The following is a 20,758-nucleotide window of genomic DNA, read 5'->3' as shown; positions in this document are numbered from 1 at the left end:
GGCGGCGTGCGCTTCATGGCGTCTCCTGCGCGATCAGGGTGCGCAGCAGGGCGATCACCTGGTCAACTTCCTGCGGGGTGAGTGCGCCGTCCTTCGCCCACTGCACGCGCCCGGCCTTATCCAGCACCACGATGGTGGAGCTCTCCTCCGGCAGCCGCCAGGCCATGCGCCCCAGCCCGTCGCTGTCGACGATGAACTGCGCCCAGGGGTAATGGCGTTTGTTTTTCTCGATCTTGCCGCGCACGAAGAAGCCGGAGCCCGGTATCGCGTCGTCGGTGTTAACGATGGTGGTCGGCTGGAAGCGATCGCCCGGCAGGTTCGCGTCCTTAACGGCGTTGATCAGCAGCGAGTTCTTCTTTTTGGCTGAGGTGCGCCCGGCGATGTACTGGATCACCCGCACCTTGCCCGCCAGTTTTGCGCTGTTCCACGGCCGGTAGCTGAAATCGCCGTTGCGCAGCAGCAGCTCGCCGCGATCGGCGATGGCGATCGGCGCCACCGGCCGGCCCTGCACGAAGTTATGCGCCGGCGCCGCCAGCGGCGACAGCAGCAGCGCAAGGGCCAGCAAGCGAGGTAACGTCATCATGGCTACGGGCAACGCGCTTATCTGCCGGCCGCGACGGCCGACGGGGAAAACGACAGCGGAAAGCGCGCCAGCAGCAGCTCCAGGCGCTGGCGGATGTCGATATCCAGGATCGCCGGCCGATCATAGATATCGCCGCCGGCCAGCTTGTCCGCCACCATCACGTCATGCCGGTCACCCATCAGGCCGTTAATCGCCGCCAGGAAGCGCGAGATCTGCCGGGCTTCGCGGTTGTCGGGATCGATCGATCTCAGCGTGTCGTAAAACGAGACCTGGCGGCTGACGATTTTGCGCACGTCATGGAACTGATGCCCGGTCAGCGCCGGGCCAGCGATCAGCGTTTGCAACTGGCGCATCTGCTCCTGGCGGTAGGTGATAAAGCCCTGTGCGCTTTCCAGGCGGGTGTGGCGCAGCGCATAACGCACGTATGACCACACCGGCTTGCTGAGCAGCAGCCGCAGCAGGTTGCCGTACAGCGTGAGGTTCTTCTGGTTGCCGTTGCGAAACGCGTCCTGAAAATGGCCGAGTACCACGGTGGTGGTGTGGAACAGGCGGTTGGCGCGGTGGGGGGCGCCGTACAGCTGCTGGGCGAAGCGCAGGTGCTTGTAGCGGGCGCGGATATATTTGTAGCGCATGCGGGTAGCCGCCGCCAACTGCGGGTCTTGCAGGAAACCGTTCACCAATTGCAGCAGCTCGCGGCGGGAAAAACCGTCTTCCCAAAACTGCAGGCACAGCGCGTAGTTGTCCCGAATGCTCTCGGGGGAGCATTCCAGATCGATCTGCTGCGGCAGGCTGATATTCGCCTCGACCAGGTCATCCTCTTCCACCGCGACAAACAGCGCCTGGGTGGTTTCGGCGGAGAACTTCTTCCAATTCGTGATAGCGGTCATTGATTACTCTCTTTGGGCACATTCAGCCCCAACATAAAGCGATTGCGGTAGGCGCCGATCGTCGGTATCAGGGATAACAGCACGTCTAAACATTGCCCCAGTAAATAAGCGAAGGCGGCGCCCTGCACGCCGAAGGCATACGCCATCGACACCAGCAGCGCAATGTAGGCCGCCGAGGCCGTCGCCTGCGCGATCAGGAAAGCGCGCTGCTTGCCTGCCATAAACAGTAAGGATTCCTGCGGGAAGCCCATCATGGAGACGATGATCGCGCCCAGCATGATTTGAATCAGGTCATAGGCTTCCAGGTATTGCTGCCCGAAGACGGCGGAAATGAGCGGTTTGCCCACCAGCAACATCAACACCGCGACGGCCAGGCCGATGCCGCCGGCCAGCAGCGAGGAGCGCAGGCCCAGCAGCCACGGGGTCTTGGTGCGCGGATCCAGGCGCATGATCTCGGGATAGAAGCTTTTTTCCAGCAGCTTGGCCGGGGTGCCCGTCGCATCGAAGAAGGTCATGGCGATCTTGAACAGCCCGGCGGCGGCCGGCCCGAGCACCACGCCCACCAGCACGGTGGTGCAGGAGTTGCGCGCGGCCCAGATGGTATGGGCGATGTTGGTGGTCCAGACGAAGTTCCAGGCGCCCTCGATGCGGCGCGCGACGTTGAACAGGCGTGGCCTCAGCGCGCCGTGGATATCGCGGCGGCGCAGTTCGCGCGCGGTGAACCACCAAAACAGCGTGCCGCCGATCAGGTTAGAGGCGTACCAGGTGACGATAAAGCCGGGGAACCCCAGATCGAAATAATAGGAGATGACGCTGCCCACCGCCTGCAGGAACGGCTTGATCGCCTGCTGGATGGCGATGAGATCGAAGCGGTTGAAGGCGCGCAGCACGCCGGTCGGCGTGGACGAGGTCATCGACGGGATCAGGGTGCAGTACAGCATGGCGAGCCAGAAGCTTTCGCTGTCCAGCCCCAGGGCGTGAGACAAGAACGGCAGCATGATCATGCCGCCCAGCACGGCGATGACGCCGCTGGCGATATCTAGGCCAAAGGAGAAGGCGACGACGTCGCGGAAGCGCCCGGTATTTTGATGCTCCAGCGCCGGGGTGCCGAATTGCACCACAAACTGCCAGGTCTGGAATTTGATGAAATCGCTGACCGCTTTGGTGTAGGCCTGGATCACCACCAGCACGCCGAACATTTCAGGCGACATGCCTTTCCCGGCGCAGGAGAGCGCCAGCAGGCCGAGCAGCGCGCTGGCGACGCTGCCGGAGCCTAAATAGGCGGCATTACGTAAAATGGAGCGAAACGCGCCATCGGAAAACCACCGTTTCATAACCAAAACCAGCCGTTATCGTTGTTTTGCTGCACTTTTTGTTCCGCCGTCATGCGCTTGCCCTGTATGCGTTTAATAAACCTGAGTTTCTTCGCCGGCGTTTTCGCCGGGTTGCCCGATATCGCTCTGTGGGCGCTTCGCGGGATTCACTACGGCGGAAATGGCGTTGAGCGCGTTGCTCAGCACCTCGTCGTAAGGGGCTCTGGCGTCCAGCTCGATGATGCGCGCACCGTTGTACTGCAGGCGCACCATAGCGGCGATCTTGTCTTTCAGCTCTTCATAGCTGTGATCGGGCTTGCGGGAAAATGCCGTATCGACGTCGATATCAAGGCGAATGATCAGCGCCGGCCGATAGACGGCCATGCGTTGATATAAACGGCGTTCGCGCGCCGCCAGGCGGCTCAATAGCCAGCCTTTTGCGCGTTCCACGCCGATGCCGGGCCCATCGTAGTAAAAACCTGAAATTTCCGCCTGCGGGTAGCGATCGCTGACCACCAGCACGCCGCTCTGCGCCAGCCGTCGCACCTTGCGCAGGTTGGCGGCGCGCCACAGCGAAAAGCCGTACATGATCAGCGCCGCCCACAGCGCCGGCGGCCTGTTGCTCATGCGCTGGGTTTTATCGGATTTGGCCGCGAGGCGCCGTTCCAACCACACGCCGATGAACGGCAACTTCTTGATTTTGTCGCCGTCTTCGCCGGAGATCAGCCCCAAATAGCGGCGCTCCGTGGGGCGATGTTGCTGCAGGTTTTTCACCAGATCGGCGGTCAGCGTGGACTTGCCCGTGCCGTCGCTGCCCACCACGGCAATCAGCCCGGTGATGCAGGTGGGAGAGGTATCCTGTTCGGCGGTGAGTTTATTTTTTTTCATCTGTTTCGGTACGAAAAGGTTATTTGGCTGCTAGGCATTGGCGGCCCTCAGCGATATTTTAACGGCGCGCAGTGAGGCATCGAAAATACGGTTAGCCGGCTCGCGGCCGTCTAAATCCAATATGTTAGCGCCATTAAACGTCAGGTGCGGGATGACGGCGATCTTTTCACGCAACGCCGCCAGCGAGTGATCGGGTTTACGTGAATAGGCCGTTTGTTCGTCAATATCCAGCCGAATTAATAATAAGGGCTGATAAGACGCCATCCATTGGTACAGCTTTTGTTCGCGCTTTCTCAGCCCGCGGATCCAGCGATTGCCGCCGGCGGTTTTCGCCAGCTGCGGGCCATCGAAACGAAACCCCGCCACTTCGGCCTGCGGATAACGATCGGTGATCAGCAATGCGCCGCTGCGGCTTTTCTTCAGCATGCGACGGAATTTATAAACGCGCCAATAGGAGAGTAAAAAAATTACCAGCGCCGTGGCATTATCCGGCGGTGTGGAAGGGCGCTCATGCACGCGCTGCGATTTCTTCAGCAAATAACGCCCGAAGGGTGCGCCAATAATCGGCAGCGAACTGATCCATTCGCCGATGCGCCCGGAAGACTGGCCGAGATACAGCAGTTCGGCAGGTTCTTGTGCCGATAACGCGTTGACCAGGCTGGCAGCTAACGTGGATTTTCCCGAGCCGTCACAGCCGGTTATCGCTATTACGCGCACGGGCGAGCGATCAGATGAAGGTCTTATCTGCTGACTCACAATAATTGATCCAATGCGAAAAAAACTATTGTATTCCAATACGCCTTGGGTTCAAGATATTTATTGTGCTTTGCTGCGATAAAATAATGAGATTGGTATTCTTGTTCGCTATTTGAATTGATATTTATGGCGTTCGTTCTTGTTATTTTGTGCTAATTGTTCGTGCGTGCGCCGGTTTCGCTTTTTATGTTAATTCCCGGCAGGGCTCACGGTGAAAAAAGAGCAGAGGTTTTCAATTTTCGCTTAATATTTTGTGCTTTTTGGCGCCGCGCTACGGTAAATTTTTTCACGTAGCCGCCACGGCAATGATAAGCGATAGGTCGCTTCAAATATGGCACGCCGTTTCTGGTGTATTGAAAGAGAGTCTTATTATGAGTGCAAAATTTCCGCCGCTGATTGCGGTTATCGGCAGCGACGGATCGGGTAAGTCCACCGTTTGTGAACATCTGATCGCGTATATGAAACATTATGGCCCGGCGGTGCAAGTGCATCTGGGCAAACAGGCGGGCAACGTCGGCCGCGCGGCGGCGAAATTGCCGCTGCTCGGGCGCTCGGTGGGCAAGGCTATCGAGAGTAATACCAAAAAAGTCAAAACGAAAAAATCCCGCATCGGCCTGTTGCCGTCGGCGGTGATCATCGCTTTCGTGGGGCGGCGGCTGCTGCGTTTCCGCCGCATGCTGGCGTACCGTCGGCAAGGGTTCATCGTGTTGACCGACCGTTTTCCGCAGGCGCAAATCCCCGGCGCTTACGACGGTACGGTTTTTCCCGTCGACGTGGAAGGGAGCCGTTTCGTCCGTTGGCTGGCGGCGCGCGAGCGGGCGGCGTTCCAATGGATGGCGGGGCAAAAACCGGATCTGGTGCTCAAACTGAATGTCAGTCTGGACGTGGCCTGCGCGCGCAAACCCGATCACCGCAAAGCGGCGCTGGAGAAGAAGATCGCCGTCACGCCGTTATTGACGTTCGAAGGCGCCGACATCGTGGATCTCGATGCCGATCGGCCGATTGGAGAAGTGCTTTCGGCGGCGGAAAAAGCCATCGCGGAATTTATGGCGGCGCAGGGTTATCGCTATTCGGCTGATGGGGCATCAACGGCTGCGCACTGAGGTGCGCAGCGATTCGGCAGGGCGGTGATGCCATTTTCGGCACCGCCGCCGCGGCCGAGAGGGAAAAGCTTTATTTTTTCAGCGCCGCAAAGGCGCGCACGATGGCGTCGATCTCTTCATCGCTGTGCGCGGCATTGACGCTGCAGCGCAACAGGGTGACGCCCGCCGGCGCGGCCGGTGGCAGCACCAGGTTTACATACACGCCGTGGGCGATCAGCTCGCGCCAGAAACGCAATCCTTCTTCCTTCGAACCGATCATCACCGGCACCACCGGGCTGATGCGTGGGCCCAGGGTATACCCCAGTTCGGCGAGGCCGTGGTACAGGCGGTGCGCGTTGCTCCACAGCTTTTCCCGCAGCTCGGGATGGCGCGCGATTTTTTGCAGCGCCGTGCGCACCGACGCGATGCTGGACGGCGACGGCGAAGCGGTAAAGATATACGGCCGGCTGCTGTAGCGCAGCACGTCCATTCCTTGGCCGCCGACGGCGAAACCGCCGATCGAAGCCAGGCTTTTGCTGAAGGTGCCCAGGATGATATCCACGTCTTGCTCGACGCCGAGCGCTTCGGCCAGGCCGCGGCCGTGCTCGCCCATCACGCCGAAGGAGTGCGCTTCGTCCACCAGCAGATAGCCGCCCAGCCGCCGCTTGATGTCGACGATCTCCACCAGCGGGGCGACGTCGCCCAGCATGCTGTAGATGCCTTCCACGATAATGATCGCCTCGCGGGCCCGCTCGCCCAGGCGCACCATGCGGCGCTCCAGATCGGCGGCGTCATTGTGGCGGAAGCGAATAATCTCTGCGCCGCCGAGGGCGCAGGCGTCGTAAATGCTCGCGTGGCTGTCTGCGTCGATCAACACCACGGAGCCTGGCCCTGCCAGCGTGCTGATGACGCCCAGGTTGGCGGTATAGCCGGTGGAGAACACGATGGCGCTCGGGCGATCGAAGAATGCCGCCAGCTCCCGTTCCAGCGTCAGGTGCGATCCGTAACTGCCGTTCGCCATGCGCGAGCCGGTGGTGCCGGTGCCGAGCGCGGCCAGGGCCGCCTGGCCGGTGGCGATCGCCTGGGCATCGAACGTCAGGCCAAGGTAATTATTGGTGCCGGCGAGGACAATCTTTTGATCGCCGATGCGCCCCTGGGTGGCGGAATAGACTTCGTCGATACAGGTGCCGAACGGATTCAGACCGGACGTTTGAAATTGTTCACGGTCATTGGCAAGCCGCGCAAACTTGTCATACAGTCCCATGGTTTTTCTCCAGATAAGGGCGCAGCGCGTCAAGCAGTTGCTCAGGCGTTCTGACATCAAGCAATATATTGATAGGAATGGAGATATCTAATTCATCTTCCAGCATCATCAGCAGATCCAATACTCTGATGGATTCCAGGCCAAGATCATTGACGAGATCGCTATCAGGTTTTATTTCCACTCCGCCTTCGACGATACCTTGCAAACACGTCAGGATATAATCCATTACAGCATCGCGATTTAGCATAAGAACGTTGACACACCTCTAATTGGAATAATTAAAACAGCCCTTCGCGCAGTGCGCGCTCCAAACTTACCTGTGGAAACCAATTAATCTGTTGCGACAGCGCGTGATTACTGGCGGACCAGTCGTGATGCGTTAATTCGCGTATTTTGCTGCGCGTCAGCATCGGCTCTTGTTTGACCAGGCGGTTCCACACCACGCTGATATCCGCCAGGGCTTTCAGCAGCGGCAGCGGAATGCCCACCAGACGCACCGGCCCGTGACGCACGGCGGCGCCGATGTCGCGCAGGCGCAGCCAGTTATAGCCTTCGGCCACGCCGTCGCACAGTTCGTAAATATTCGGCTGCGCGGGTTCGGCCTGCACCCATTGGCTGACCGCCTTTGCCAAATCGCTCACGTGCAGAAAAGTGAGCTTGGCCTCAGGCGCGCCCAGCCGGGGCAGTACGCCGCGCAGCAGGCCGTTGAACAGCGGTTTCAGCTCTTTATCGCCCGGCCCGTAAACCGCCGTTGGGCGGAAAATCCCCAGCGCGATATCGCCGGAGGCGGCGATGAGTTGCTGCTCGGCGGCCTGTTTTGAATGGGCGTACCAGGACAGCGCCGGATGGCGGGCCGCCAGCGACGACATGAACAAGAAACGATTGCAGCGGCCGTTTTGCCTGGCCGCCTGCATCAGGTTCAGGCTGCCGGTGACGTTGCAGCGGGTGAACACCGCTTCCGCATGCCCGCGCACCTGGCCCGCACAATGCACGACGTATTCTGCGCCGCGCACCAGCTCGGTGAGCGAGGGCCGATCTTCCAGCGCGCCGGGGATCCACTGCAGGTTGTCCGCAGCGGCTTTTCCGGCTTGCCGCGTCAGGGCGCGCACGTTAAACCCTTGCGCCAGCAGTTCCTGGACGATATGCCGGCCGATAAAGCCGGTCGCGCCCGTCACTGCGACGGTGCCGCTCATTGCGCGAAACCGGCCAGCTGCGGCATTTGCGGATAGAGCGAAGCGCTCAGCCAGCGTTTTTTGGCCTCCGCACGGGCGGGTTTGCCCGATGACGTGCGGGGAATGCTGTGCGGCGGCAGCAGCTCGATGTCCACCGCAATGCCGAACTCGCTTTGAATGCGCGCGCTCAGCGAATGCACGATTTGTTCCCGGCGTTCTTCCGAACTGACTCGGCACTGGATTTGCAAAATGATCCTGGCCGCTTCGTCGTGTTCTTCAGTCACGAAGGCAATCGCATCGCCGGAACGGATTTCCGGTTCGGATTCCGCGACGTACTCGATATCCTGTGGCCAGATATTGCGGCCGCGAATGATGATCAAGTCCTTCTTGCGGCCGGTGACGTACAGATAGCCGTCCAGCAGGTAGCCCAGATCGCCGGTATCCATCCAGCCGGTCACCTGAATTTGCTTCTGAGATTCATCGTCGCAGAAATAGCCGTTCATCAGGCTGGGGCCGGAAATCGTGATATGGCCGACCTGGCGCTCCGGCAGCGGTTGCCCGGTTTCGCTGCGGATCTCGATGCGGTGGCCGGGCAGCGCACGGCCGCAGTTGACGAAGGTCGAGACGGCGCGGGTTTTTTTGCCCGGCGCGACCGCTTTACCCTCGAACTCCAAAATATCGCGGTCGACCGCGTTGGTTTGCGGGCCGGAGCAAGGATCGGAAAAGCTCACCGCCAGGGTGTTCTCGGCCAGGCCGTAACACGGCATGAAGGCTTTGCTGTCGAAGTTGATGCTGCTGAAGTGTTCGCCAAACTGGCCGAGCAGCTCGGCCGGGATCGGCTCGGCGCCTACGCCGGCAACCCGCCAGCTGGAAAGATCCAGATCGGCCAGCTCTTTGGCGTTGCTGCGGCGTAGACACAGATCGTAGCCGAACGGCGGGGCGACGGACACCGTGCCGCGATTCTTGGCGATCAGTTTCAGCCACTGCATCGGGCGCATGGCGAAATCTTGCGTGCGCAGATAATCGACGGACAGCTGGGTCGCCACCGGCGTCAGCAGGAAACCGACCAGGCCCATGTCGTGATAGAAGGGCAGCCATGAAACGCAGCGATCGCCCGCACGCAGCTTGATCCCGTCGCGGCTGATCGCGTTCAGGTTCGCCATGGCCGCCCGCTGGGTAATGATCACGCCGCGCGGAAAGCGGGTGCTGCCCGAGGTGTATTGGAGGTAGGCGATATCGTCGGGCGAAGGCGCGGGCAACGCGATCTCCGGCTCCGGCAAGGCGTTAAAATCCTCGTCGCTGAGGATGTGCATCGCCGACGTGTTTTCCGTGGCCGACGCGATGAGCGGTGTCCACTCTTCGCTGCTGATGATCGCCGCCGGGTTGCAACTGGCGATCAGCCCTTTCAGTTTGGCGGTGTAGGAGTCGCGCTGGCCCACGCCCATCGGGATCGCCAACGGTACCGCCACCAGGCCGGCATATTGGCACGCAAAAAAGGCTTCGACGAATCCCGCGCTGGTTTCGGCGATAAGCGCCACGCGATCGCCTTTCTTGAGCTTCAGGGACAATAAGCGCCGCGCGCCCGAGATCGCTTTTTGCTGCAGCGTGCGATATTCGAGAACGGTCACGAGTTGATTGCGACGGTCGTAAAAATTCATTCCCGTATTGCCCAGCGCCGCGTAATCCAACGCGTCCACTAAAGTGGGGAAGTCCGCATAGCGCATAGGAAGAGAATGAACGGAACTTGTTTCAGACATAGACAAACTTAGCCATAGATTAAAAATCACCAAAAGAGAAAAATCACTCTTGGCGAGGTAATTGATGTTTTACTATGAATAGGTTTTTGAATAAGTTTGTTATTCAACCATCTTCATTCCGCGAACAGCGTATATTGCCGTGCTTGAGCGGCACGCCGGTTATTAACCGGTCAGAGCGCGAGTCGCCCGTGCTATCAGCCTGAACGGCACCCCGGCGATATACGAGAGGCTATTGTAATATCCGGGTTTCGCCGTTCTTTAGTCTGCATCTGTCGGGCAGGAAATAACTGTCGGCTCATAGGTTATGACCTCATGCATGGCTATCTTGGAACTTAAACACTTCCTAAACAGTATGCCGCAAGAAATCCAAAAGTGAACGATTCATTTAAGGCTAATCTTAAAAAGAGCATTAAGTGGTAAAGATGGCGGCACACCTCCTGATTAAAGTCGGTACACTAAAAACGGCGAGTTTCTTTTGCCATAACAGCACGAAATAATAAAAGAGCACCATTAGCGTAGCCTGGCTGCGCCGCTTTCTGTTTCCTTTTTTTATCAATTATGGACATCACAGGGTGAATGTAGAGCCAATAATGCGCTGATTCACAGGGGGTAATATTCGGTTTTTCTTATCATTGAACCGGAGGCAATACACAATCCAATAAAAGAGAACAGCATAAAAAATGCTAAAGGCGTTGTCGCGCGCTCATTTAATTATTTTATTAAAACGTAAGGCTATTTATGATCCGTATTGAGAAAGTTCTGGATAAACGCGAACTTAAAGAATTTATTGCTTTCCCCTCGCAACTGTTTCGCGATGATCCGAACTGGATTGAGCCGCTGCATGTCGAGCGCGAAGAGCACCTGTCAAAGAAGAATCCCGGCACCGACCATATTGAATGGCAGGCATGGGTGGCCAAAAAACATGGCAAAGTCGTTGGGCGCATCACGGCGCAAATCGATTCTCTGCACCGGGAGCTGCATGGCGAGGATACCGGCCACTTCGGCATGATTGACGCCGTTGACGATCCCGCCGTTTTCAGCACCTTATTCACGGTCGCGGAAGAGTGGCTGAGATCGAAAGGCGCGCGTAAAATCACCGGGCCATTCAGCCTCAATATCAATCAGGAAAGCGGCCTGTTGGTCGAAGGGTTCGATACCCCGCCTTCCGCCCTGATGACGCACGCGAAACCCTACTACGCGGCCCAGATAGCGCAACAGGGCTACAGCGAAGGGATTGATTTGCTTGCCTATTGGATGAAAAGAACCGATCTGCATTTTTCGCCGTCGCTGACCCGGATGATGGATCAGGTGCGCAAAAAGGTGACCGTGCGCCGTCTCAATCGCAAGCGCTTTCGCGAGGAGATGCAGGTGCTGCGCGAGGTGTTCAACTCCGGGTGGCAGCATAACTGGGGGTTTGTCCCGTTCACCGAGCATGAGTTCGCCACCATGGGGGATCAGCTGAAGTTTCTGGTGCCCGACGATATGATCCATATCGCCGAGGTGGATGGTGCCCCCTGCGCCTTTATTGTCGGCTTGCCAAACATCAACGAAGCGATTGCCGATCTGCAGGGGCGGTTATTGCCGTTCGGTTGGGCGAAGCTCTTGTGGCGGCTGAAAGTCAGCGGCGTGCGCACCGCGCGCGTGCCGTTGATGGGCGTGCGTCAGGAATATCAATTCAGCCGCATCGGGCCGATTATTGCGCTGTTGCTTATTGAGGCGCTGCGCGAGCCTTTCGCGAAGCGCAATATCGACGCGCTGGAAATGTCGTGGATCCTGGAAACCAATACCGGCATGCGGACGATTTTAGAACGCATCGGCGCAGTTCCCTATAAGCGCTACCGCTTGTTCGAGAAAACGCTTTAACCGGCTGATAACGCATCGCCTTTTCACGTTCTCAGAATAATAACCGCGGCAGGGTATTTTCGGGCGGTGCCGTTTCAGGGGCAGGGTGACGGCGCGTGAGGGAATGCATCGCCTCCTGGAAGAGAACAGTTAAGGTCCTTAATTAATAAACTCGTGATAAATTCACGCCGCGTTATTTATTCGCGAGTGATTGTCGCAGTCTTGACGAGAGCAGATTGTATGCCTGTGGAAAAGAAAAAAGGAATAAGCCGATTAACCTACAGCATAAGGAATTCCTGGGCCGGGTTTATTGACGCCGTGCTTACCGAAGATGCGTTCCGCCAATTATTGGTTATTAACGCCATTTTACTGGTTGTTACATTTGGTTTAGATATTACAAATATAGAGCGGCTGTTATTAATCACCTGCAGTTTTCTGCTATTGGTGGTTGAACTGCTTAATACGGCGATTGAAACCGTGGTCGATCGCATTTCGCTGGAATTACATCCGTTATCCAAACGCGCCAAAGATTTGGGCGGCGCAGCGCAGCTGGTGGCCGTGGTGATGACTATCATTATTTGGGGAATGGTGCTGCTGGGGCGATAGGGGCTTTGGTGGCTCAACCAGCAAGCCGGTTGCCGTGGCGATATAAGCGGTTATCATCGTTGTTTTGCGTCCTCTGCCATTTCAGCAAGGAGAGTTGGCCGTTATGCCCGTGAATTTTGATCTCAACGATCTTTATGCGTTTCGCGCGCTGGTGGAGTACGGCAATTTTCGGCTGGCCGCAGAGTCCATCTGCCTGTCGCAGTCGGCATTGAGCCGCAGGATTGAGAAGCTGGAAAACGCGCTGGGCATCAAATTGTTCGACCGCACCACCCGGCGCGTGACCTTGACGCTGTACGGGCAGGCCTTCGCCGAACGTTCGGAGCAGTTACTGATGAACGTCGAAGCGGTGATGGCCGATATCGATAAGGTCAGCCAGGAGCGGGTGGGGCTGGTCACCGTCGCCACGGTGCCATCGGCGGCCTACTATTTCATGCCCGACGTGATACGCCGTTTCCGGCTTCGCTATCCGCGCGTGCGCGTTAAGCTGATCGACGGCAGCGCAGGCAATGTCATCGAGGCGGTCACCGGCGGCCAGGCCGATTTCGGCATCTGCTTCGCAGGGCGGCTGCAGCCTAATCTTGAGTTTGTGCCGTTGGTGGGGGACGTCTACGTGGCCGCCTGCCGGCGTGACCATTCGCTCGCAGGTAAAAAGAGCCTCACCTGGCGGGAGTTTTATCAGCAGGATTACGTGTCGCTGGATAAAACCTCCGGCAATCGCAATCTGCTCGATCAGCGCCTGGAACACCTCGTGCCGGAACGCCCCAGCGTGTGTGAAACTCGCCATGTGACGACCATGCTGGGCATGGTTGAGGCGGGCATCGGCATTGCCGCCGTGCCCGCCATGTCGATGCCCGCTTCAGAGCATTCAGTGTTGACGTCGGTGCCGCTGGTCGATCCGGTGGTGAAACGCACCGTAGGCCTCATCAGACGCGGCGGCCGCATGCAGTCTTTCGTCGCCGCCGAGTTGGAAAAGCTGATTACTGAACAGTATCACTCTGCCTGACCGGCTGCGGCGCCGGCACGGTTCGCATGCCGGTCGCGCGAATGGTCGGCTGCGCCTGAGAGGAGGCGAGGAAGTCCAGCAGCGCTTTGCCTTCGCGGCGGTGCTCCGCCTTGGCGGTCACCGCGCCCGCGAAGCGGGTGATGTACTGCACGTTTTCCGGCAGCTCGCCGATAAAGGTCACGCCCGCCACGGGCAGCAATTCGCTGACCTGCTGGAAACCCAGCGCGTATTTCCCCTGCGCCACTTCAGAGGCCACCGGGATGCGCTCAACCTTATGCGCCTTTCCTTTCACCTGTTCCTCGATGCCGAGCTTTTTGAACAGTTGGCCGCTGACATAGCGGCCGCTGGCGCTGTCGGAATAGGCGAAAGAGTCCGCCTGCAGCAGGACCTTGCGCAGGTCGGCATCCGTTTTTATCACCGGCTTGGGCGCGCCCTGTTTGACCACCATGCCGATCGGCGAATCGGCCAGCTCCACGCGCGAACCCGGCTGGGTCCAGCGCTCTTTTTCCAGTTGGGTGAGCGCGTCGCCCACCATGATCAGCACATCGGCTTTCTCTCCGCGCACCAGCCGCGCGGGGATCGCCTGCGGCGTTTTGCCCATGGAGGGGCCGGACACCAGAATGATTTTATCGCCGCTTTGGGCTTCATATTCCGGGGCCAGTTTCTCCAGTGCGGCTTTGAAGCCGCCGGAGATCATCACGGTCACGTCTTTGGCCAGCGCCGCCGTACTGCAGGAGGCGCACACCAGCAGGGTGAGGATCGAACGAGTGAGTTTCTGCATGACATGATTCCTTTTGAGATGGCGGCTTAGCGTGCGGTTTGCAGCGGCATGGCGATGCGGCGGTACAGATACAGCGTCGCCAGCAGGGCGCACAGCGCGGCGAAGCTCATCCAGTAACCCGGTGAAGCCTTGTCGCCGGTGTATTCGATCAGCGCGGTGGAGACCACCGGCGTAAAGCCGCCGAACACCGCCGTCGCCAGGCTGTAGGCCAGCGAGAAGCCGGCGACCCGCACCTCCGTTGGCATGATCTCCGTCAAGGCCGGGATCATCGCGCCGTTGTAGAGGCCGTAAATGAAGGACAGCCACAGCAGCACGGCCAGCATCATGCTGAAGCTGGGGGCGGCGGCGAGCAGGCTGAGCGCCGGGTAGGCGGTGGCCAGGGTCAGCAGCGCCATGGCGACCAACACCGGTTTGCGGCCGAAGCGATCCGACAGCGCGCCGCCGATGGGCAGCCAGATGAAGTTGGAAATCGCGACCAGTAAGGTGACCAGCAAGCTGTCGGAGGCGCTGAGCAGCAGCACCTTTTTGCCGAAGGTCGGCGCATAGACGGTGATCAGGTAAAACGCGGTGGTGGTCATGGCGACCATCAGCATGCCGGCGATGACCACCGGCCAGTTTTTCAGCAGGGTTTTAAACACGTCGCGCATCGCCAGGTGGTGACGTCGGGCGGTAAATTCCTGCGTCTCTTCCAGCTTGCGGCGCAGGAGGAAGATAAAGGGAACGATCAGGCAGCCGAACAGGAAAGGCAGGCGCCAGCCCCATTCGCGAATGGCGCTTTCTTCCAGCGCCGCATTGAGCGCGAAGCCCATGGCTGCCGCCACCATGATAGCCACCTGCTGGCTGCCGGACTGCCAGCTGGTGTAGAAGCCTTTACGGCCCGGCGTGGCGATTTCAGCCAGATAGACGGACACGCCACCCAGCTCCGCGCCCGCCGAGAAGCCTTGCAACAGACGCCCGCACAGCACCAGCAGCGGCGCCCAAAGCCCGATGCTTTGGTAAGAGGGGATCAGCACGATCAGGAAGGTGCCCGCGGCCATGATCGACAGGGTCACGATCAGCCCTTTGCGGCGGCCGACTTTATCGATGTAAGCACCTAGCACGACAGCGCCGATCGGGCGCATCAGAAAACCGGCGCCGAATACCGCGAAGGTCATCATCAGCGAGGCAAATTCGCTGCTGGCCGGGAAAAAGGTGTGTGCGATGTAGGTAGCGTAAAAGCCGAACAGGAAAAAATCGAACTGTTCTAAAAAGTTGCCGGAGGTGACGCGCAGTATCGCGCTGGCTCTGGCCCGGATGGTCATGGGTGAGGTAGAGGAATGCATCTTTATCTCCAGTTTGTTATTGGCGCTTGACGCCGCGCCTGTTGCTGAAGACTCGCTCAGGAAAATAAACTAAATAAGCGCAATAAACGCATGACGCGATGCGTTTGACGCATCAATCGGCGTTAACAATGTTGCCTAACCCGATGTAACGTGGCGTTAACAAGTTTGTCGCTCATTGCCCGCTGCGCAGAACGCCGAAAACGTTATGCGCTTTTTGTGACAGGGTTCATAAAGGGGCGGCGGGGAAGCGCCCCGTGCCTCTGAACGATTGTTCGATACCGTACGTAAAAAGATGAATACCTCGCACTACGTTTGCAAAATACGTGGATGTACGTTCAGCCTTGCAGTATCCACGTATGCCTTTGCATGTTATCCCTGCGCCTCTCTGCTATAGCTTTACATCTATATAGTTACTGATCTATATTTTAGGGAGGTCCCGTGTGGGAAATTAAAACAACGGATGCATTTGATCATTGGTACAGATCGCTCAGCGATGCCGATCGGGCCGGCGTACTTGCCGCATTGATGGTCCTGCGGGAAAAGGGGCCGGGTCTGCCCAGACCCTATGCCGATACGGTTAAAGGCTCACGTTACAGCAATATGAAAGAGTTGCGCATTCAGTGCCGAGGCGAACCGTTGCGGGCATTCTTCGCTTTCGATCCGTACCGTATTGGCATCGTGCTTTGCGCGGGCAATAAAGCTGGTAATGAAAAGCGTTTTTACGATCGGATGATCCAGGTTGCCGATCGGGAATTCACGAACTGGCTGAACACATTAAACGAGAAGGAGTGACGCGATGGGCAGAACGTTGGAACAGCTTATTGCGGATGAAAAGCCCGAGGTCGTGGCCAAAGCGCAGGCGCTGGCGGCGGACATCATGCTGAACATTCACCTTGCCGAGCTGCGTGAAAAAGTACAGAAAACGCAGGTTGAAATGGCGCAGGCGCTGGGGATCAGGCAGCCGACCGTTGCCGTGATGGAAAAACCGGGCCGCGATCTGAAACTGTCTTCGCTTAAACGCTATGTTGAGGCGGCCGGCGGCAAACTGCGCCTGGACATCGAACTGCCGGACGGCTCTCACTACGAGTTTGTGCTGTAAGCGCTAACGGCAGAAAGGCACAAAGCCCGCTCAGGTTCCCCGGAGCGGGCTTTATGCACCAGGGCTCCTTTGACACAAGCAGGCGGCCGTGAAAGCAAAGAGGCGCAAGACGGGCAGGCTGTCTGAGCACTTTCGTTTGGGCCGGATAGCGTTAAACAAGCCACGCGCACTCCCTTCGCGATGTCTTGCTTGCCCGTAACTGTCTCTTTGCTCCTTAGCTGAAACGATACAAATTATGTTGATAAATAGCTCGTTTTGTGTGCAAAAACTCAACGTCTTTCATTAAAACTGCGATGAAATTCGTATTTTTATCGCGCTATTTCGTCAAATACTCACCCGGTGAAGCTCATCACATTTCTTTAACCTGCTTAACAGTAGATTTTCCTTGCTTAGAAAAAAATCGATTCAGCTAAAGGGGAAGGGAAATGAAAAAGGCATGGGTGATGGCGGTGTTTTCGGCCCTGATTTCAGGACAGGCTGCGGCGCAGAGTTGGGTGCTGACCAGCGCTGAAGATGGCGTGGAGAAAGGAAACTGGAAGATTTCGAGCGAGGCGCTGAAGGTGAAGGATAAAACGTTCAGCATTGAGCAGAAAGTGTTGCACGGCGGCAAGCAAGAAGGCAGCAAAGTCGTCATTATCCGCAGCGAGGATGGCCTGACCATCACGCTGAGCCCCACCCGCGGCATGAACCTCCTGCGGGCAGAAGGCTTTGGCGCGAAAATGGGATGGGATTCCCCGGTCAAAGAGGTGGTCAATCCCGCCTTTATCAACCTGGAAAGCCGCAATGGGCTCGGTTGGCTGGAAGGTTTCAACGAGATGATGGTGCGTTGTGGCTATGAGTGGACCGGTCATCCGGTGACCGAAGGAGGGCAAATGTACACGTTGCACGGCAAAGCGGGCAATACGCCGGCCTCGCGGGTTGAGGTTGAGGTCGCGGATACGGCGCCGTATGAAATTCGTGTTCGCGGCCTGATCAAAGAGAGCACATTCAAAAAAGCCGATCTGCAAACCCTGACCGAATTGCGCTATGTGCCCGGCAGCAACAGTTTCCGCCTGCATGATGTGTTAACCAACCGGGCGGATTATCCCCATGACTACCAGATTATTTATCACAGCAATTTCGGCGCACCGATTCTGGAAAATGGCGCCCGCTTCCTGGCGCCGATGGCCAGCATCAGCCCGTTTAACGACTATGCCAAAGCCGGGCTGAAGACCTGGGCAACCTATGCCGGTCCAACCAAAGGGTTCGATGAAATGGTCTTTAACATTAAGCCCTTATCGGATCCAAATCATCAGACACTGGCGGCGCTGGTCAATAACGCGGGCGACAAAGGGGTGGCGATTCAGTTCGATACCCGCCAGTTGCCCGTCCTGACGCTGTGGAAGAATACCGATACGTTAAAACAGGGGTATGTCACGGGGATTGAGCCGGGCACCAGCTATGCCTACCCGGTCACTATCGAGCGCGAACAAAAACGCGTTAAGCAGCTGCAGCCAGGCGCCAGTGCGCAGTTTGATCTGACCTATACCTTGCTGCACAGCAAAGCGCAGGTGGCGGATCTGGAGCAGAAGATTGCGGATATTCAGGGCAAGGTAAAAATTGATGAGAATGACGCGCCGATAGCCAAAGAGTAACGCTGCCTGTCGATGCATTTAGCGTTAAAGCAAAAAGCCCGCTTAAGTTTCCTTAAGCGGGCTTCTCTAAATATGGCTCCTCTGACTGGACTCGAACCAGTGACATACGGATTAACAGTCCGCCGTTCTACCGACTGAACTACAGAGGAATCGTGTGAACGGGGCGAATAATAGCGGGGCGCCTGGGGTTTGTCAAAGCGCTAAACTGCAAAAAAAGTGCGTTTGCTGAGGGAATGAGCACCTTGCGCTGTTTTTCGGCATTTTCCATCGCTATGCGTTGATTTTTGCATCCCAAATCGTTTTGACGCCGCTTGCACAAGCCTTTGCACGGCGATGGTGCAGGGCCGTTCTCCCTCCCATACTTCCTCTCGCGCTAGCCGTATTGCCCAGTCTCCGGCTAACGCCGCCACACGCCGCGCCGCAACTGATATGTAGGATGAATAAGCAAACAATATGTATTCGTCGTCACAATGGCTGGATTTTTGCTTACCCATTTTTGGGGAATGCGACTGCGCTCTCAAGAAAATTATTTTCCCCGTCTACACATAAAGTGACTGATCCGCGCCCCAGGGCGTTTCGCTACAACAGTGCTGAGGAAGATAACAATGTCATCGAAATTGATAAAAAGTCCGCTCGCTGCTTTGCTCATCGGTTGTTTAGGTACGGCGTTTTCCGCGCAGGCCGATATTGTCATCGGCGTCGCCGGGCCGTTCTCCGGGCCGAACGCCACTTACGGCGATCAGTATTGGCGCGGGGCTTCGCAGGCGGCGGCGGATATCAACGCCGCCGGCGGCATCAAAGGGGAAAAAATCAAGCTGGTGCAGGGGGATGACGCCTGCGAACCGAAACAGGCGGTCGCGGTCGCCAACCGGCTGGTGGATCAGGACAAGGTCTCGGCGGTGGTCGGCCACTTCTGCTCCTCTTCCACCATGCCCGCCTCCGAGGTGTATGACGAGGCCGGCATCATCGCCATTACCCCCGGCTCCACCAACCCGCAGATCACCGAGCGCGGCATGAAGACGATGTTCCGCATGTGCGGGCGCGACGATCAGCAGGGGGTGATCGCCACCAACTACATGCTGGATACCCTGAAGGCCAAACGCATCGCGGTGATCCACGATAAAGACACCTACGGCCAGGGGCTGGCGGACGCAGCGAAGGCGGCAATGAACAAGCGCGGGGTCAAGGAAGTGCTGTATGAGGGGCTGTCGCGCGGTGAGAAAGACTTCAACGCGCTGGTGACCAAGATCGCCTCGGTCAAGCCGGACGTGGTCTACTTCGGCGGCTGCCATCCGGAAGCCGGGCCGCTGGTGCGCCAGATGCGCGAGCAGGGCGTGACCGCCAAGTTCTTCTCCGGCGACTGCGTGGTGACCGAAGAGCTGGTGACCGCCGCCGGCGGGCCGCAGTACACCAACGGCGTGCTGATGACCTTCGGCAACGATCCGCGTCAGATCGCGGAAGGCAAGGCGGTGATCGCCAAGTTCCGCGCCAGCGGTTTTGAACCGGAAGGGTACACCCTCTACTCCTATGCCTCGATCCAGACGATCGCCGCCGCCTTCAACGCCACCGGCGGCAAAGATAGCGCCAAGGCCGCCGAATGGCTGAAGTCGCACGATGTCGACACCGTGATGGGCAAAAAAGCCTGGGATCAGAAGGGCGACCTGAAGGTCTCGGACTACGTGGTCTATCAGTGGGATGACAAGGGCAAATATCACCAGCTTTGAACAACCCAATACTGACGTTGTGACTCTATGACAGACGGGCTCGCCGTCCTGGCGAGCCCGTTCCGCGATGACCTTTGGGCCGCGTCGGACGGCGTTGGCGGCCTTACCAGGCGAGACTGCTCATTATGGATGTATTCTTTCTGCAACAGCTGATCAACGGCCTGACCCTCGGTGCGGTGTATGGCCTGATCGCCATCGGCTACACCATGGTTTACGGCATCATCGGTATGATCAACTTCGCTCACGGCGAGGTGTACATGATCTCCGCCTACCTGTGCGCCATCGGTTTGGCGCTGCTGTCGTTCTTCGGGCTGCACTCGTTCCCGTTGCTGATCCTCGGCACGCTGGTGTTCACCATCGTTATCACCGGGGTGTACGGCTGGGTGATCGAGCGTATTGCCTACAAGCCGCTGCGCAACTCCACCCGCCTGGCGCCGCTGATCTCCGCCATCGGCATGTCGTTAATCCTGCAAAACTACGCGCAGATAAGCCAGGGGCCGCGCCAGCAGGGTATCCCTACGCTGCTGAGCGGCGTGTTCCGCCTGGAGTTCGACGGCGGCGTGGTGCAGATCACCTACACCAAGGTGTTCATTCTGGTGGCGTCACTGCTCGGCATGGCGATCCTCACCTACATCATTCAGCGTACCCGGCTGGGGCGCATCTGCCGCGCCACCCAGCAGGATCGCAAAATGGCCTCGATTCTCGGCATCAATACCGATCGGGTGATCTCGCTGGTGTTTGTGATCGGTGCTGCCATGGCCGGGCTGGCCGGGGTGCTGATCACCATGAACTACGGCACCTTCGATTTTTACGTCGGCTTTATCATCGGTATCAAGGCCTTCACCGCCGCGGTGCTGGGCGGCATCGGATCGCTGCCGGGCGCGATGCTGGGCGGGCTGCTGCTCGGGGTGGCGGAGGCGCAGTTCGCCGGCATGGTGAACTCGGATTACAAGGACGTGTTCTCCTTCGGGTTGCTGGTGGCGATCCTGATCTTCCGTCCGCAGGGGCTGCTCGGCCGGCCGCTGATCGCCAAGGTTTAAGGAGA

Annotated in this window: 20 protein-coding genes and 1 tRNA gene; 9 read left to right on the top strand and 12 right to left on the bottom strand. The window is 58.2% G+C overall.

Annotated features, from left to right (window positions below; all coding sequences use genetic code 11):
- Positions 1-13: 13 nt before the first annotated feature.
- From QMZ29_RS18210 to QMZ29_RS18190, 5 genes are all read right to left on the bottom strand, one after another.
- Positions 14-580 carry a YtfJ family protein gene (locus QMZ29_RS18210; RefSeq protein ID WP_025303506.1) on the bottom strand — a complete coding sequence of 189 codons (567 nt, stop codon included), beginning with the start codon at positions 578-580 and terminating at the stop codon, positions 14-16.
- 20 nt (positions 581-600) lie between these two features.
- Entirely contained in the window at positions 601-1,470 is an 870-nt protein-coding gene (locus QMZ29_RS18205) for a hypothetical protein (RefSeq protein WP_025303505.1), read from the bottom strand.
- Positions 1,467-2,804 carry a lipopolysaccharide biosynthesis protein gene (locus QMZ29_RS18200; protein ID WP_004935553.1) on the bottom strand — a complete coding sequence of 446 codons (1,338 nt, stop codon included), beginning with the start codon at positions 2,802-2,804 and terminating at the stop codon, positions 1,467-1,469. Before QMZ29_RS18200 ends, QMZ29_RS18205 begins: the two co-directional genes overlap by 4 nt.
- A gap of 72 nt (positions 2,805-2,876) precedes the next feature.
- On the bottom strand, positions 2,877-3,671 hold the full coding sequence (locus QMZ29_RS18195; protein WP_043143074.1) for a nucleoside/nucleotide kinase family protein: 795 nt from the start codon (positions 3,669-3,671) through the stop codon (positions 2,877-2,879).
- Between the two features lie 30 nt (positions 3,672-3,701).
- Positions 3,702-4,427, bottom strand: a complete 726-nt coding sequence (locus QMZ29_RS18190; protein ID WP_145957810.1) for a nucleoside/nucleotide kinase family protein — start codon at positions 4,425-4,427, stop codon at positions 3,702-3,704.
- A 371-nt stretch (positions 4,428-4,798) separates the two neighbouring features.
- Here QMZ29_RS18190 and QMZ29_RS18185 point away from each other — a divergent pair, with 371 nt between their 5' ends.
- Complete coding sequence (locus QMZ29_RS18185) at positions 4,799-5,530, top strand: nucleoside/nucleotide kinase family protein (protein WP_261427065.1); 732 nt, start codon at positions 4,799-4,801, stop codon at positions 5,528-5,530.
- A gap of 70 nt (positions 5,531-5,600) precedes the next feature.
- Here QMZ29_RS18185 and spt read toward each other — a convergent pair whose 3' ends face one another.
- Genes spt through QMZ29_RS18165 form a run of 4 tightly spaced genes read right to left on the bottom strand, consistent with a single transcriptional unit; the run spans position 5,601 to position 9,702 of the window.
- Complete coding sequence (gene spt / locus QMZ29_RS18180) at positions 5,601-6,773, bottom strand: serine palmitoyltransferase (protein WP_282981229.1); 1,173 nt, start codon at positions 6,771-6,773, stop codon at positions 5,601-5,603.
- Entirely contained in the window at positions 6,760-7,020 is a 261-nt protein-coding gene (locus QMZ29_RS18175) for an acyl carrier protein (protein WP_015378483.1), read from the bottom strand. Before QMZ29_RS18175 ends, spt begins: the two co-directional genes overlap by 14 nt.
- Before the next feature lie 31 nt (positions 7,021-7,051).
- Entirely contained in the window at positions 7,052-7,966 is a 915-nt protein-coding gene (locus QMZ29_RS18170; RefSeq protein ID WP_043143080.1) for an NAD-dependent epimerase/dehydratase family protein, read from the bottom strand.
- Positions 7,963-9,702, bottom strand: a complete 1,740-nt coding sequence (locus QMZ29_RS18165) for a fatty acyl-AMP ligase (RefSeq protein WP_261427069.1) — start codon at positions 9,700-9,702, stop codon at positions 7,963-7,965. The genes QMZ29_RS18170 and QMZ29_RS18165 overlap by 4 nt, the downstream gene beginning before the upstream one ends.
- 738 nt (positions 9,703-10,440) lie before the next feature.
- Here QMZ29_RS18165 and QMZ29_RS18160 point away from each other — a divergent pair.
- The 3 genes from QMZ29_RS18160 to psrA all read left to right on the top strand — a co-directional run bounded on the left by QMZ29_RS18160 (position 10,441) and on the right by psrA (position 13,153).
- The gene (locus QMZ29_RS18160) at positions 10,441-11,565 is read left to right on the top strand and encodes a hypothetical protein (RefSeq protein WP_060433592.1); all 1,125 of its coding nucleotides are present in this window, start codon (positions 10,441-10,443) and stop codon (positions 11,563-11,565) included.
- Between the two features lie 219 nt (positions 11,566-11,784).
- On the top strand, positions 11,785-12,150 hold the full coding sequence (locus QMZ29_RS18155) for a diacylglycerol kinase (RefSeq protein ID WP_004935528.1): 366 nt from the start codon (positions 11,785-11,787) through the stop codon (positions 12,148-12,150).
- Between the two features lie 103 nt (positions 12,151-12,253).
- The gene (gene psrA, locus QMZ29_RS18150) at positions 12,254-13,153 is read left to right on the top strand and encodes an L-proline-binding transcription factor PsrA (RefSeq protein ID WP_043143085.1); all 900 of its coding nucleotides are present in this window, start codon (positions 12,254-12,256) and stop codon (positions 13,151-13,153) included.
- On the opposite strand, the gene QMZ29_RS18145 is transcribed toward psrA, so the two are convergent.
- Together QMZ29_RS18145 and QMZ29_RS18140 are read right to left on the bottom strand one after the other, a co-directional pair.
- A complete protein-coding gene (locus QMZ29_RS18145; RefSeq protein WP_261427087.1) occupies positions 13,128-13,934 on the bottom strand; it encodes a substrate-binding domain-containing protein in 807 nt (268 codons plus the stop codon). The genes psrA and QMZ29_RS18145 overlap by 26 nt on opposite strands.
- 26 nt (positions 13,935-13,960) lie before the next feature.
- Positions 13,961-15,256 carry an MFS transporter gene (locus QMZ29_RS18140; protein WP_261427089.1) on the bottom strand — a complete coding sequence of 432 codons (1,296 nt, stop codon included), beginning with the start codon at positions 15,254-15,256 and terminating at the stop codon, positions 13,961-13,963.
- A 438-nt stretch (positions 15,257-15,694) separates the two neighbouring features.
- Between QMZ29_RS18140 and QMZ29_RS18135 the strand changes: the two genes are divergently transcribed.
- The 3 genes from QMZ29_RS18135 (at position 15,695) to QMZ29_RS18125 (ending at position 17,989) form a co-directional block, all read left to right on the top strand.
- Positions 15,695-16,048 carry a type II toxin-antitoxin system RelE/ParE family toxin gene (locus QMZ29_RS18135; RefSeq protein ID WP_025303493.1) on the top strand — a complete coding sequence of 118 codons (354 nt, stop codon included), beginning with the start codon at positions 15,695-15,697 and terminating at the stop codon, positions 16,046-16,048.
- Between the two features lie 4 nt (positions 16,049-16,052).
- Positions 16,053-16,355, top strand: coding sequence for a transcriptional regulator ProR (proR, locus tag QMZ29_RS18130; protein ID WP_016927038.1), 303 nt, complete (start codon positions 16,053-16,055; stop codon positions 16,353-16,355).
- 425 nt (positions 16,356-16,780) lie between these two features.
- Positions 16,781-17,989 (top strand): aldose 1-epimerase family protein, encoded by a 1,209-nt coding sequence (locus QMZ29_RS18125; RefSeq protein WP_060433584.1) that lies wholly within the window; start codon positions 16,781-16,783, stop codon positions 17,987-17,989.
- A gap of 73 nt (positions 17,990-18,062) precedes the next feature.
- Here the strand turns inward: QMZ29_RS18125 and QMZ29_RS18120 are convergent.
- A tRNA-Asn gene (locus tag QMZ29_RS18120) sits at positions 18,063-18,138 on the bottom strand.
- 456 nt (positions 18,139-18,594) lie between these two features.
- Here QMZ29_RS18120 and QMZ29_RS18115 point away from each other — a divergent pair.
- Together QMZ29_RS18115 and QMZ29_RS18110 are read left to right on the top strand one after the other, a co-directional pair.
- Positions 18,595-19,713 (top strand): branched-chain amino acid ABC transporter substrate-binding protein, encoded by a 1,119-nt coding sequence (locus tag QMZ29_RS18115; protein WP_197810485.1) that lies wholly within the window; start codon positions 18,595-18,597, stop codon positions 19,711-19,713.
- A 125-nt stretch (positions 19,714-19,838) separates the two neighbouring features.
- The gene (locus QMZ29_RS18110) at positions 19,839-20,753 is read left to right on the top strand and encodes an ABC transporter permease subunit (RefSeq protein ID WP_004928592.1); all 915 of its coding nucleotides are present in this window, start codon (positions 19,839-19,841) and stop codon (positions 20,751-20,753) included.
- The last annotated feature ends 5 nt before the right edge of the window (positions 20,754-20,758 follow it).

The organism is Serratia sp. PF-27, from assembly GCF_030053255.1.
Classification (GTDB): Bacteria; Pseudomonadota; Gammaproteobacteria; order Enterobacterales; family Enterobacteriaceae; genus Serratia; species Serratia bockelmannii.
The sequence above is the reverse complement of the archived record's forward strand: the minus strand, read 5'-3'. Positions and strand labels throughout refer to the sequence as shown.

Excerpts from the sequence above, each read along its gene's own strand:
- QMZ29_RS18210 (WP_025303506.1), bottom strand. The coding sequence starts at position 580 with ATGACGTTACCTCGCTTGCTGGCCCTTGCGCTGCTGCTGTCGCCGCTG.
- QMZ29_RS18205 (WP_025303505.1), bottom strand. The coding sequence starts at position 1,470 with ATGACCGCTATCACGAATTGGAAGAAGTTCTCCGCCGAAACCACCCAG.
- QMZ29_RS18200 (WP_004935553.1), bottom strand. The coding sequence starts at position 2,804 with ATGAAACGGTGGTTTTCCGATGGCGCGTTTCGCTCCATTTTACGTAAT.
- QMZ29_RS18195 (WP_043143074.1), bottom strand. The coding sequence starts at position 3,671 with ATGAAAAAAAATAAACTCACCGCCGAACAGGATACCTCTCCCACCTGC.
- QMZ29_RS18185 (WP_261427065.1), top strand. The coding sequence starts at position 4,799 with ATGAGTGCAAAATTTCCGCCGCTGATTGCGGTTATCGGCAGCGACGGA.
- spt (WP_282981229.1), bottom strand. The coding sequence starts at position 6,773 with ATGGGACTGTATGACAAGTTTGCGCGGCTTGCCAATGACCGTGAACAA.
- QMZ29_RS18175 (WP_015378483.1), bottom strand. The coding sequence starts at position 7,020 with ATGCTAAATCGCGATGCTGTAATGGATTATATCCTGACGTGTTTGCAA.
- QMZ29_RS18170 (WP_043143080.1), bottom strand. The coding sequence starts at position 7,966 with ATGAGCGGCACCGTCGCAGTGACGGGCGCGACCGGCTTTATCGGCCGG.
- QMZ29_RS18165 (WP_261427069.1), bottom strand. The coding sequence starts at position 9,702 with ATGTCTGAAACAAGTTCCGTTCATTCTCTTCCTATGCGCTATGCGGAC.
- QMZ29_RS18160 (WP_060433592.1), top strand. The coding sequence starts at position 10,441 with ATGATCCGTATTGAGAAAGTTCTGGATAAACGCGAACTTAAAGAATTT.
- QMZ29_RS18155 (WP_004935528.1), top strand. The coding sequence starts at position 11,785 with ATGCCTGTGGAAAAGAAAAAAGGAATAAGCCGATTAACCTACAGCATA.
- psrA (WP_043143085.1), top strand. The coding sequence starts at position 12,254 with ATGCCCGTGAATTTTGATCTCAACGATCTTTATGCGTTTCGCGCGCTG.
- QMZ29_RS18145 (WP_261427087.1), bottom strand. The coding sequence starts at position 13,934 with ATGCAGAAACTCACTCGTTCGATCCTCACCCTGCTGGTGTGCGCCTCC.
- QMZ29_RS18140 (WP_261427089.1), bottom strand. The coding sequence starts at position 15,256 with ATGCATTCCTCTACCTCACCCATGACCATCCGGGCCAGAGCCAGCGCG.
- proR (WP_016927038.1), top strand. The coding sequence starts at position 16,053 with ATGGGCAGAACGTTGGAACAGCTTATTGCGGATGAAAAGCCCGAGGTC.
- QMZ29_RS18125 (WP_060433584.1), top strand. The coding sequence starts at position 16,781 with ATGAAAAAGGCATGGGTGATGGCGGTGTTTTCGGCCCTGATTTCAGGA.
- QMZ29_RS18115 (WP_197810485.1), top strand. The coding sequence starts at position 18,595 with ATGTCATCGAAATTGATAAAAAGTCCGCTCGCTGCTTTGCTCATCGGT.
- QMZ29_RS18110 (WP_004928592.1), top strand. The coding sequence starts at position 19,839 with ATGGATGTATTCTTTCTGCAACAGCTGATCAACGGCCTGACCCTCGGT.